Origin of the sequence: Thauera aminoaromatica S2, from assembly GCF_000310185.1 — a bacterium.
GTDB classification, from domain to species: Bacteria; Pseudomonadota; Gammaproteobacteria; order Burkholderiales; family Rhodocyclaceae; genus Thauera; species Thauera aminoaromatica.
This window is the reverse complement of sequence record NZ_AMXD01000118.1, coordinates 1-11558: the sequence shown is the minus strand read 5'-3', so window position 1 is coordinate 11558 and position 11558 is coordinate 1. Positions and strand designations below refer to the sequence as shown.

Annotated in this window: 11 protein-coding genes and 3 pseudogenes; 3 read left to right on the top strand and 11 right to left on the bottom strand. The window is 69.6% G+C overall.

Annotated elements, in window-relative coordinates; translation table 11 throughout:
- From C665_RS21165 to C665_RS15135, 4 genes and pseudogenes are all read right to left on the bottom strand, one after another.
- Nucleotides 1-103: pseudogene (locus C665_RS21165) on the bottom strand (electron transfer flavoprotein subunit alpha/FixB family protein); the annotation flags it as partial.
- A 2-nt stretch (nucleotides 104-105) separates the two neighbouring features.
- Entirely contained in the window at nucleotides 106-855 is a 750-nt protein-coding gene (locus C665_RS15145; RefSeq protein WP_004308180.1) for an electron transfer flavoprotein subunit beta/FixA family protein, read from the bottom strand.
- Nucleotides 856-895: 40 nt separating this feature from the next.
- Entirely contained in the window at nucleotides 896-2119 is a 1224-nt protein-coding gene (locus C665_RS15140; protein WP_004321125.1) for a CaiB/BaiF CoA transferase family protein, read from the bottom strand.
- Between the two features lie 17 nt (nucleotides 2120-2136).
- Nucleotides 2137-3324, bottom strand: coding sequence for an acyl-CoA dehydrogenase (locus C665_RS15135; protein ID WP_004321123.1), 1188 nt, complete (start codon nucleotides 3322-3324; stop codon nucleotides 2137-2139).
- Between the two features lie 142 nt (nucleotides 3325-3466).
- On the opposite strand from C665_RS15135, the gene C665_RS15130 reads away from it, so the two are divergent.
- On the top strand, nucleotides 3467-4363 hold the full coding sequence (locus C665_RS15130) for a LysR family transcriptional regulator (RefSeq protein ID WP_004321119.1): 897 nt from the start codon (nucleotides 3467-3469) through the stop codon (nucleotides 4361-4363).
- 8 nt (nucleotides 4364-4371) lie between these two features.
- Here the strand turns inward: C665_RS15130 and C665_RS15125 are convergent, their stop codons facing one another.
- The gene (locus tag C665_RS15125) at nucleotides 4372-4980 is read right to left on the bottom strand and encodes a MarC family protein (protein ID WP_004321114.1); all 609 of its coding nucleotides are present in this window, start codon (nucleotides 4978-4980) and stop codon (nucleotides 4372-4374) included.
- Nucleotides 4981-5151: 171 nt separating this feature from the next.
- Between C665_RS15125 and C665_RS15120 the strand changes: the two genes are divergently transcribed.
- Nucleotides 5152-6252 (top strand): methyl-accepting chemotaxis protein, encoded by a 1101-nt coding sequence (locus C665_RS15120; RefSeq protein ID WP_004321113.1) that lies wholly within the window; start codon nucleotides 5152-5154, stop codon nucleotides 6250-6252.
- Nucleotides 6253-6368: 116 nt separating this feature from the next.
- Here C665_RS15120 and C665_RS20345 read toward each other — a convergent pair.
- The 3 genes and pseudogenes from C665_RS20345 to C665_RS15110 form a co-directional block, all read right to left on the bottom strand.
- Nucleotides 6369-7334 (bottom strand): annotated as a pseudogene (locus C665_RS20345) (putative bifunctional diguanylate cyclase/phosphodiesterase); the annotation flags it as partial.
- 104 nt (nucleotides 7335-7438) lie between these two features.
- A complete protein-coding gene (gene fdxA / locus C665_RS15115) occupies nucleotides 7439-7792 on the bottom strand; it encodes a ferredoxin FdxA (protein ID WP_004321111.1) in 354 nt (117 codons plus the stop codon).
- Nucleotides 7789-8145, bottom strand: coding sequence for a hemerythrin domain-containing protein (locus tag C665_RS15110; protein WP_004321110.1), 357 nt, complete (start codon nucleotides 8143-8145; stop codon nucleotides 7789-7791). Before C665_RS15110 ends, fdxA begins: the two co-directional genes overlap by 4 nt.
- 119 nt (nucleotides 8146-8264) lie before the next feature.
- Here C665_RS15110 and C665_RS15105 point away from each other — a divergent pair, with 119 nt between their 5' ends.
- Nucleotides 8265-8756 carry an RrF2 family transcriptional regulator gene (locus tag C665_RS15105; protein WP_004321108.1) on the top strand — a complete coding sequence of 164 codons (492 nt, stop codon included), beginning with the start codon at nucleotides 8265-8267 and terminating at the stop codon, nucleotides 8754-8756.
- Nucleotides 8757-8790: 34 nt separating this feature from the next.
- On the opposite strand, the gene C665_RS15100 is transcribed toward C665_RS15105, so the two are convergent.
- From C665_RS15100 to C665_RS15090, 3 genes and pseudogenes are all read right to left on the bottom strand, one after another.
- Nucleotides 8791-10359, bottom strand: a complete 1569-nt coding sequence (locus C665_RS15100; protein WP_004321106.1) for an acyl-CoA synthetase — start codon at nucleotides 10357-10359, stop codon at nucleotides 8791-8793.
- 10 nt (nucleotides 10360-10369) lie between these two features.
- Nucleotides 10370-11137 (bottom strand): SDR family NAD(P)-dependent oxidoreductase, encoded by a 768-nt coding sequence (locus C665_RS15095; protein ID WP_004321104.1) that lies wholly within the window; start codon nucleotides 11135-11137, stop codon nucleotides 10370-10372.
- 19 nt (nucleotides 11138-11156) lie between these two features.
- Nucleotides 11157-11558, bottom strand: a pseudogene (locus C665_RS15090) (steroid 3-ketoacyl-CoA thiolase); the annotation flags it as partial.

Sequence of the window (11558 nt, the reverse complement as noted above, 5' to 3'; positions counted from 1 at the left end):
GCACATGGACGTCGCCGCCCAGCTTCGCGGCCGCGCTCACGGTGTTGAGCGTGGCCGCCTTGATCGATTGATTGTCGTGTTCGGCAATGACGAGAATGGCCATGTTCAGATCACCTTCGCAACGTTCTTGAGTTTGTCGATCAGCTGGGCCACGTCGGCCACGCGCTCGCCGGCGCTGCGCTTGGGCGGCTCGGCGACCTTCAGCGTGGCCAGACGCGGCGCGACATCCACGCCCAGGTCGGCCGGCTTCACGGTGTCGAGCGGCTTCTTCTTGGCCTTCATGATGTTGGGCAGCGTCGCGTAGCGCGGCTCGTTCAGGCGCAGGTCGGTGGTCATCACCGCCGGCAGCTTCACCGACAGGGTCTCGAGGCCGCCGTCGATCTCGCGCGTCACCGCGGCTTTCCCGTCGGCCAGCGTCACCTTGGACGCGAAGGTCGCCTGCGGCCAGCCCGCCAGCGCCGCCAGCATCTGGCCGGTCTGGTTGGCGTCGTCGTCGATCGCCTGCTTGCCGCAGATCACCAGCTGCGGCTGCTCCTTGTCGCACACCGCCTTCAGGAGCTTGGCCACCGCCAGCGGCTGCAGCTCGACATCGGTCTCGACCAGGATGCCGCGGTCGGCACCGATCGCCATCGCCGCGCGCAGGGTCTCCTGGCAGGCGCCCACGCCGCAGGACACCGCCACCACCTCGGTGGCCACGCCCGCTTCCTTCAGCCGCACCGCCTCCTCGACCGAGATCTCGTCGAAGGGGTTCATGCTCATCTTGACGTTGGCCAGGTCCACGCCGCTGCCGTCGGCCTTGACGCGAACCTTGACGTTGTAATCCACCACGCGCTTTACGGGTACGAGGATCTTCATGCTGTTCCCTTGTGTTCGTCTTCTGTGTTCTTGTTCCGGCTCAGACCACGCCGTCCGCACGCAGGCGGGCGATTGCCCCGGCATCGAGACCGAGCGTTGCGGCGAGGATCCCGTCGGTGTGCTCGCCGAGCATCGGCGGCGGCAGGCGGTAGTCCACCGGCGTGGCCGAGAGCTTCATCGGGCTGGCGACGAGCGGCACCTGGCCGGCGACCGGATGCGGCATCGTCACCTTCATCTCGCGCGCCTGCACCTGCGGGTCGGCGAAGACGTCGGCCAGGGTGTTGATCGGACCGCAGGGCACGGCGAGCGCCTCGAGCTTCGTGATCCACTCCGCGGTGCCGCGCTCGACGGTGAGCTTCTTCAGCAGCGGGATCAGCGTGGCGCGATTGACCACGCGCGCGCGGTTGGTGGCGAAGCGTTCGTCGGTCGCGAGCTGCGGCGCACCGGCGGCCGCGCAGAAGCGCGCGAACTGCCCGTCGTTGCCGATGGCGAGGATCATGTAGCCGTCGGCGGTCGGAAAATCCTGGTAGGGCACGATGTTGGGGTGCGCATTGCCCAGCCGCTTCGGGCTCTGCCCGGTGGCGAGGTAGTTGCCCGCCTGGTTGGCGAGGCAGGCCACCTGCACGTCGAGCAGTGCCATGTCGATGTACTGGCCTTCGCCGCTGCGCTCGCGCCAGGCCAGCGCGGCGAGCACGGCGTTGGTGGCGTACAGGCCGGTGAGGATGTCGGTGAGCGCCACGCCCACCTTCATCGGGCCACCGCCCTCCTCGCCGTCGGGCCGGCCGGTGATGCTCATCAGCCCGCCCAGGCCCTGGATCAGGAAGTCGTAGCCGGCGCGCGGCGCATACGGCCCGTCCTGGCCGAAGCCGGTGATCGAACAGTACACCAGGCGCGGATTGACCGCCTTCAGGCTGTCATAGTCGAGGCCGTACTGCGCCAGGCCGCCGACCTTGAAGTTCTCCAGCACCACGTCGGACTCGGCGGCGAGCCGGCGCACCAGCGCCTGGCCCTCGGCCTGGGTGATGTCGATGGTGATCGAGCGCTTGTTGCGGTTGGCGCACAGGTAATACGCCGCCACGTCGGTGTCGGCGCCCTGCTCGTCCTTGAGCCAGGGCGGCCCCCAGCCGCGGGTGTCGTCGCCGGCACCCGGACGCTCGACCTTGATCACGTCCGCGCCGAGATCGGCGAGCATCTGCCCGGCCCAGGGGCCGGCCAGAATGCGAGACAGGTCGAGGACGCGGATGTGCGACAGGGCGCCGGGCATCGGGGGTCTCCGGGGACTCAGTTGCTGAACGCGGCGAGGCCGGTGATGGCGCGGCCGAGGATCAGCGCATGCACGTCGTGGGTGCCCTCGTAGGTGTTGACCACCTCGAGGTTCACCAGGTGGCGGGCCACCGGGTACTCGTCCGAGATGCCGTTGCCGCCGAGCATGTCGCGCGCCATGCGGGCGATGTCGAGCGCCTTGCCGCAGGAGTTGCGCTTGATGATCGAGGTGATCTCGACCGGGGCGATGCCCTCGTCCTTCATGCGGCCCACGCGCAGCACCGCCTGCAGGCCGAGGGTGATCTCGGTCAGCATGTCGGCGAGCTTCTTCTGGATGAGCTGGTTGGCGGCGAGCGGACGGCCGAACTGGTTACGGTCCATCGTGTACTGGCGGGCGGTCTCGTAGCAGGCCTCGGCGGCGCCGAGCGCACCCCAGGCGATGCCGAAGCGCGCCGAGTTGAGGCAGGTGAAGGGGCCCTTGAGCCCGCGCACGGTCGGGAAGGCGTTCTCTTCCGGCACGAAGACCTCGTCCATGACGATCTCGCCGGTGATCGAGGCACGCAGGCCGACCTTGCCGTGGATGGCGGGCGCGGAGAGGCCCTTCCAGCCCTTCTCGAGGATGAAGCCGCGGATCTGGCCTTCGTCGTCCTTGGCCCACACCACGAACACGTCGGCGATCGGGCTGTTGGTGATCCACATCTTGCTGCCGGAGAGGCTGAAGCCGCCATCGACCTTGCGCGCACGGGTGATCATGGAGCCCGGGTCGGAGCCGTGGTTCGGCTCGGTGAGGCCGAAGCAGCCGATCCATTCGCCGGTGGCGAGCTTGGGCAGGTACTTCTGCTTCTGCGCCTCGGTACCGAATTCGTTGATCGGCACCATCACCAGCGAGCTCTGCACGCTCATCATCGAACGGTAGCCGGAGTCGACACGCTCGACCTCGCGGGCGATCAGGCCGTAGCACACGTAGTTGAGGCCGGAGCCGCCGTACTGCTCGGGGATGGTGGCGCCGAGCAGACCGAGTTCGCCCATCTCGCGGAAGATCGCGGCATCGGTCTTCTCGTGGCGGAAGGCCTCCTGCACGCGCGGCAGCAGCTTGTCCTGGCTGTAGGCGCGCGCCGTGTCGCGCACCATGCGCTCGGTCTCGGTCAGCTGCAGGTCGAGCAGCAGCGGGTCTTCCCAGTTGAAGCTAGCCTTGTTCGAAGCCATGTCGTGTCTCCTCGTGCGATCGGTCGTGCAGGCGGCTGCCTGTGTGTGATTCGCATCCTATGAACTCCGGAAGCGCAGCTCAAGCGATATTTCTGCAGTAATCTGTGCCTTTCCGGAACTCCGAAAGAAAATCTCGACCGCCATGCGCAAGAAGATCCCCAGCACCGCCGCGCTGCTCGCCTTCGAGGCCGCCGCGCGCCACGAGAGCTTCACCCGCGCCGCCGAGGAGCTCGCGCTCACGCAGAGCGCGATCTGCCGGCAGATCGGCGCGCTCGAGGACTTCCTCGGCGTGCCGCTGTTCCGCCGCACCCGGCGCGGCGTGCAGCTCACCGAGGCAGGACTGAGCTACAGCCGCCAGATCGCCCCGCGGCTGGATGCGATCGAGCACGACACGCTCGCGGTCATGGCACACCACGGCGCCGGCAGCGTGCTCGAGCTGGCCGTCGTGCCGACCTTCGCCACGCGCTGGCTGCTGCCCCGCCTGGCCGGCTTCCAGGCGCGGAACCCGGACGTGGTGGTGAACATGCACACCCAGACGCGGCCGTTCCTCTTCGACCAGACCGAGTTCGACGCCGCGATCTACTTCGGCGACACCGGCTGGCCGGGCACCGAGGCGCACTTCCTGATGCGGGAATATCCGGTGCCGGTATGCAGCCCGGCCCTGCCCGGCGTGCGCGAGCAGATGAGCCCGGACGAGGTCGCCGAGCTGCCGCTGCTGCAGCAGACCACCCGCCCCTACGCCTGGCGGCAGTGGTTCGCCTCGGCCGGCGTGCGCCCCGCGAACGACATGGGCGGCATGCGCCTGGAGCTGTTCTCGATGCTCGCGCAGGCGGCGATCGAGCGCATGGGCGTGGCGCTGATCCCGCCCTTCCTGATCCAGCAGGAGCTCGCCGCCGGCAGCCTGATCAGCCCCTGCCTGCGCAGCTTCCCGAGCACGCGGGCGTACTACCTGATCGTGCCCGAGGGCAAGGCGGAACGGCCGGCGCTGACGAACTTCCGCGAATGGCTGGTCGAGGAAGCGCGCGCCACGCCGCTGTAGGGGCGCCCTCAGGCGTTCACATAGGCACGGATGCCCGCTGCGATGAACTCCACCGCGAGCGCCGCCAGCACCAGGCCCATCAGCCGGGTCATGATGTTGAGTCCGGTGCGCCCGGCCAGGCGGCTGATCGGACCGGCCAGGTTGAAGGCGAACCACACCACGACGCCCATCACGAGGCCGGCGCCGAGCAGCATCAGCACCGTTCGCGTACCCTGGTCGGCGTAGATGATCACCGTGCTGACCGTGCCCGGCCCGGTCAGCAGCGGGATCGTCAGCGGCACCACGGCGATGTTGGCGCGCTCGGCGGCCTCGTCGGTTTCCTCGGGGGTGGTGCGGCTCGGCGCGGGCTGGGCGTTGAACATCGAGATCGCGACGATGAACAGCAGCACGCCGCCACCGACCTGCAGCGAGGGCACGGTGATGCCGAAACCCGCCAGGATGTACTGGCCGGCGAGCGCGGTCACGGTGATGACGAGGACGGTCGCCAGTGCGGCGGTACGCGCGGTGCGGCGGCGTTCGAGGGACGATTGCCCCTGGGTCAGGCCGATGAAGGCCGGGATGGCGCCGAAGGGGTTGATCAGGGCCGCCAGCGTGATGAAGATCTTCGCGAATTCCATTCGATTTGCTCCTGCGGGCGGGCGGGCATCCCCGCCGTCGTCCCGCGACGCGCAGACTACGATGCCGGCCGGACCCACCGCAAATCGACGTGGGCGCGGACGCAATGCGCGGCTTGACCGGCCAAAAGATTCATCTGATACTCCACTTTAAATATCCTACCAGAGCCCCCGATGTTCTTCTCCGGACCGAGAGACAGGCTGCGCGCCAGCGAAGCCGAGAACCTGCTGCTCGAGCAGGCCAACGCCGCCCTGCAGGAACGTATCCGCGACCTCGAGGCGGAGCAGTCCGAGCTGCGCGCGCAGACAGACGCCTTGCGCCGCGAGCGCACCGTGCTGGGCGGCGTGTTCGCCAGCCTGGGCAGCTTTGGCGACTCGCTCGGCGGCGTGCGCGAATCCTTCCTGGGCCTCGCCGGCACCCTCAACCAGGAAAAGGCATCGGCGCTCGAAGCGGCGGCGCAGTCCGACACCAGCCGCGCCGCGTTCGAGCGGATCGCCGGCAATCTCCACGCCACCTTCGAGCGCATGGGCGAGGCGTCGGGGAACGTCGGCATCCTGAGCCGTCGGGCCGAGGAGATCGGCGGCATCGTCCGCCTGATCAAGGAGATCGCCGACCAGACCAACCTGCTCGCCCTCAACGCGGCGATCGAGGCTGCGCGCGCCGGCGACGCGGGACGGGGTTTCGCGGTGGTGGCGGACGAGGTGCGCAAGCTTGCCGAGCGCACCGCGAAGGCCACCACCGAGATCGCCACCCTGGTCGAGAACATCCAGGACGAGACGCGCGCCGCGCGGGAGGTCATGGAGTTCGGCGCCGCCGACGCCGGACGCCACGCCGCGGACAGCACGCAGGCCGTCTCCAGCATGAAGCACCTGCTCGAGCTGTCGCGCCGCATGGAACGGGCGGTGACCTCTTCCGCCCTGCTCGCCAACGTCGAGCTCGCCAACATCGACGAACTCGCGCTCAAGCTCGAGGTGTACAAGGTCTTCCTCGGCGTATCGACGCTGCGCCCCGCAGACCTGCCCGACGAGCGGCACTGCCGCCTCGGCCAGTGGTACTACGACGGCGAGGGACGCGAGCACTTCGCCGGGCTGCCGGGCTACGGGGAACTCGAAGACCCGCATCGCGCGGTGCACGTGCATGCGCGGCGCGCCGTGGAACTGCACGCACAGGGCCGACTGGAGGAGGCGCTCGCCGAACTGCAGGCGATGGAGCGGGCAAACCTGACGGTGATGCGCGGCCTCGGCAGGATGCTGGACAAGGCCGTCGGTCGCTGAGTACGCGCCGCGCCGGCATCCGGCGTGCGCGACGGGCGCCGCTCAGACGCCGGGCGCAGCGGCGACCGGATCCGCGCAGTGCGGGCAAGAGCGGCCGGTCGCCCTCGCAGGCAGGCCGTGCGCAGCACATGCTCGCCGAGCGGAACGATCAGGCCGGTCTCCTCCGCGATCGGGATGAACTCGTCGGGCCCGATCGTCCCCTCGCGCGGATGGCGCCAGCGCACCAGCGCCTCCACCCCGCACAGGCGTCCGTCCCCGGGCGACACCTGGGACTGGCAATGCACCTCCAGCCGCCCCTCGGCGAGGGCGCGACGCAGGCCGTTCTCGAGGTCGAGGCGCCGATGTGCCTGCGCGTTCATCTCCCCGGCGTAGAAGCAGAACCCGCCCCGGCCCGACTCCTTGGCACGGTACATCGCCGTGTCGGCATTCTTGAGCAGGGTCTGCGGGTCGCGGCCGTCGCGCGGATGGAGGGCGATGCCCACGCTGGCAGACACCGGAAGCGTGCGCCCGCCGATGAGCACCGGCTCGGCGAGGCGGGCGGCGATCTTCGCCGCGAACGCCGTCCCGGGCAGGTCCTCGATGAGGACGACGAACTCGTCTCCACCGAAGCGGGCCACGGTGTCCTCGGCCCGCAGGCAGGACGACAGGCGTGCCGCGACTTCGCGCAGCAAGGCGTCGCCGACGTCGTGGCCGTAGCCGTCGTTGACCTGCTTGAAGCGGTCGAGGTCGAGGAAGAGCACCGCCAGCGCACCGTGGTTGCGGCGGGCGATCGCATGGCGGAGACGGTCATGGAACAGCATCCGGTTGGGCAGCCCGGTCAGCGGATCGTGGCTGGCGAGGTGGTTGAGGCGCTCCTCGGCGTCCTTGCGCCGGGTGACGTCGTTGAGGCCCCCCACGTAATGCGTGACGGCGTCGGCCTCGTTGCGCACCGGCGCGAGGAAGAGCTCCACCCAGCGCCGCTCGCCGTCCTCGCGGCGCAGGTCGAGGACGGTCGTGCCCTCGCTGCCGCTCGCGATCGCGTGCCGTATCTCGGCATAGCCATCGTCCACATGATTGCGGCGGATGCACGATCTCCTCCGCATCGATGCGCATCTCGCGTGCGCTGTCCTCGCCTTCTCGCTGTATCCGCTGCCACCCTCTTCCCGGTTCATGAGGATTGCGTGCAGGCGCCCGCCCGGGCGCCGTTTCATGCCTTCGCGTCGGGGTCGCCCGCCCGCGCCGTGTCGAGCCACGCGCGCTTGTCGGCCACCTTCACCCATGCATCGGCATCGGGCAGCGGCGCATGCGCCTCGACGATACGCGGCCAGTCCTTCGCCAGCGCCGCGTTGAGGGCGAGGTATTCGCGCTGCTCGTCGCTCAACTCATCTTCCGGCACGATCGCATCGACCGGACACTCGGCGACGCACAGGGTGCAGTCGATGCACTCCTCGGGGTCGATCACGAGGAAGTTCGGCCCCTCGCGAAAGGCGTCGACCGGGCACATGCTCACGCAATCCGTGTATTTGCAGCGGATGCAGGCTTCGGTGACGACATGGGTCATGGCAGCACTTCCTCGAACAGGGTTTCGATCGCCGGAAACAGTTCGCGCTCCTCGAAGCGCACATGGTCGATCAGCGCCTGCCCGGCCGCGGCCTCGCGCACGCCGTCCGCTGCGGTGGCGAACAGGGACCTCAGGTGGGCATGCTCGGCGCGCAGGCGCGCGGCGAGTGCGCCGTGACCGCCCGTTTCGAGCAAGGGGGCCAGCTCGCGCTCTTCCTCGGCAAAGTGGGTGACGAGCGCGACGTGTTCCGCGCGCAGCTCGGCCGCCGCGCCGCCGGCGAGCAGATGCCTGCCGAGCCGCAGCGCGGCATGGTGTTCGCGCGACAGCCGGACGAGATGGGGGTGGCGTTTCATGGCAGCTCCTTCGGTCGAGGCCTTTAAGATACATATTAAATGCATCTTTAAAAGAGTCAACAGAAATGAATCTATTGCTGCTACCATGCAGCCCGCCATACGCCCGGCGCACCTTCGCGATGAACATCACCCAGCACACCGATTACGCGCTTCGCCTGCTCATGTACCTCGGCACCTGCACCGAGCGACGCGTGACCATCAAGGAAGTGGCGGAACGCTTCGACATCTCGCGCAGCCACCTGATGAAGGTGGTCACCGGGCTGGTGGCGAAGGGTTTTGTCGACGGCGCGCGCGGCAAGGGCGGCGGACTCCGGCTGGCGCGTGCGGCGACGCAGATCGGTCTCGGCGACGTGGTCCGCGGGATGGAGCCCAGCTTCGAGCTGGTCGAGTGCTTCGGATCGGGATCGCACTGCCTGCTGGATCCGGCCTGCCGGCTCAAGGGCGCACTGGCCGGCGCCCTGCAGGCCTTCTTTGCCGCCCTCGACCGCCTCACGCTCGCCGACCTGATCGGCGACGACGGGCAGCTGCACGCCGTGCTCGGCATCCCGCAAGCGGACGCGCAAGCCCCCCGGCCGACGATCGAGATCAGGCCGGGCACCCGGGCAGACTGAGGCGAGTCGGCACGGGTACCGCCACCCGGGGCGCTCAGGTTTCCGCGTAGCGCACGCGCAGCTCGCGCTTGAGCAGCTTGCCGGAGGCGTTGCGCGGCATGTCCTCTACGAAGAACACCCGCTTGGGCACCTTGAAGGCCGCCAGCCGGGCATGCACGTGGGCGATCAGCTCTGCGGCCGTGGCCTGCGCGCCCTGCTTGAGCGCCACCACCGCCGTCACCGCCTCGATCCAGCGCTCGTCGGGCAGGCCGATCACCGCGACCTCGGCCACCGCGGGGTGGGTGTACAGGCACTCCTCCACCTCGCGGCTCGCCACCACCACGCCGCCGGTCTTGATGATGTCCTTGATGCGGTCGGTGATGTAGAGGTAGCCGGCCTCGTCGAGGTAGCCGACGTCCCCCGAGCGGAACCAGCCGTCGCGGAAGCTGGCCGCGGTCTCCTCCGGCTTGTCCCAGTAGCCGCTCATGAGCTGCGGCGAGCGGTGCACGATCTCGCCCATCTCGCCCGCAGGCACGTCGTTGAGGTCGCTGTCGACGATGCGGGTTTCGACGTTGAAGATCGGCCGCCCGGCGGACGCGGGGCGCTCGGCGTGTTCCTCCGGACGCAGCACGGTGGCGAGCGGGGCGATCTCGCTCTGGCCATAGCAGTTGTAGAGCTGCAGCGCCGGCAGGCGTGCGGCCAGCTCCTGCAGCACCGGCACCGGCATGATCGAGGCGCCGTAGTAGCCCTTCTGCAGCGAGGCCAGCCGCGCCGGCGCGAAGGCCGGATGACGCAGGAAGGCGATCCACACCGTGGGCGGGGCGAAGAAGGACGTCACGCGCTCGCGCTCGATCAGCTCGAAGCAGCGCTCGGGCTGCGGCGCCTGGATCAGCAGGGTGGTCGCGCCCACCAGCAGCTGCGGCATCAGGAAGACGTGCATCTGCGCCGAGTGGTACAGCGGCAGCGCGGCGAGCGCGCAGTCCTCGGCGCGGATGTCGGTGGCGAGCAGCGTGCTGGTGTATTCGGCGAGCAGCGCGCGATGGCTCATCATCGCGCCCTTGGGCGCGGCGGTGGTGCCCGAGGTGTACAGCAGCTGCGCGATGGCCTCCTCGTCGAGCGCGATCGCCGGGGCCGTGTCCGTGCCGCCGGCCTGCGCCCACTCGAGGACGTCGCGCTCGTGTCCGCCGTGCAGCGTGCCGCGCCATTCGCAGGGCAGGTCGCTGCCGAGGGCCTCGACGTGGGTCGCCATGTCGGCGTCGCAGAACAACGCACGCGCGCCCGACTGCTCGACGATGTAGCGCAGCTCGGCGTCGAGCAGCGCGTAGTTGATCGGGACGTGGATCAGCCCCGCCTTCACGCAGCCCAGCCACAGCAGCACGTAGGCGTCGGAATTGCGCCCATAGGCGGCGACGCGATCGCCGACCGCCAGGCCGAGGCCGAGCAGGCGGTTGGCGACGCGGTTGGCGGCACGGTCGAGCTGGGCGTAGCGCCAGCTGCGCCCCTCGAAGCGCAGCGCCTCGCGCTCGGGGTTGCGGCGCACCGAGCGCGCGAAGGCGTCGCCGATCAGGTTGCGCCCGGCACGACGGACGTCGGCGGGAATCATGGTCGTGTGTACGGGGTTCATGCCGGGCTCCTCACTTGGCTGCCATGCGGATCGCGCCATCGAGACGGATGACCTCGCCGTTCAACATCGGGTTCTCGCAGATCGAACGCACCAGCTGCGCATATTCGCTGGAGCGGCCGAGGCGCGAGGGGAAAGGCACCATCTCGCCGAGCGAATCCTGCACCGCCTGCGGCAGCCCGCGCAGCATCGGGGTCTCGAAGATGCCGGGGGCGATGCTCATCACGCGGATGCCGTAGCGTGCCAGCTCGCGCGCGATCGGCAGCGTCATGCCGACCACGCCGGCCTTGGACGCCGCATACGTCGCCTGGCCGATCTGGCCGTCGAAGGCGGCGACCGAGGCGGTGGTGACGATCACGCCACGCTCGCCCTCCTCGTTGGGCGCGGCCTTGCTCATCGCGGCGGCGGCGAGGCGGATCGGGTTGAAGGTGCCGACAAGGTTGATCATCACGCCGCGAACGAAGCGGTCGAGACCATGCGGGCCGTCCTTGCCCACCACCTTCTCGCCCGGCGCCACGCCCGCGCAGCACACCAGTCCGTGCAGGCCCCCGCAGCCCTGCACCGCGGCCTCGACCGCCGCCTGCGTCGAGGCCTCGTCGGTGACGTCGGTGCGCACGAAACGGGCCGCCGCGCCGAGTTCGGCCGCCAACGCCTTGCCGGCCTCTTCGTTGAGGTCGGCGAGCACCACCCTGCCGCCGCCTTCGACCACCATGCGCGCGGTGGCCGCGCCCAGCCCGGAGGCGCCGCCGGTCACCAGGAATACCGAGTTTGCGATCTTCATTGCGTGTGCTCCTTGTGTCTCAGATTCGTTCGATGACGGTGGCGGTGGCCATGCCGTGGCCGATGCACATGACCTGCAGGCCGAAGCGGCCGTCGCGGCATTCGAGGCCGGCGAGCATCTTGGCCAGCAGGCCGGCGCCGCTGCCGCCCAGCGGGTGGCCGTGGGCGATCGCCCCACCCCAGGGGTTGAGGCGATCCAGGTCGGGCGCGAACTCGCGCACGAAGCACAGCGCCACGCTGGCGAAGGCCTCGTTGACCTCGATCCAGTCCATGTCGCGGATCGACAGCCCGGCCATCTCGAGCGCACGCCGCGCCGCCGGGATCACCCCGGTGAGCTGCAGCACCGGGTCGGAGCCGAGCGCGACGCGGGCGCGGAAGCGGGCGCGCGGCCGGATGCCGAGCGCCTCGGCGGCGGCGCGGCG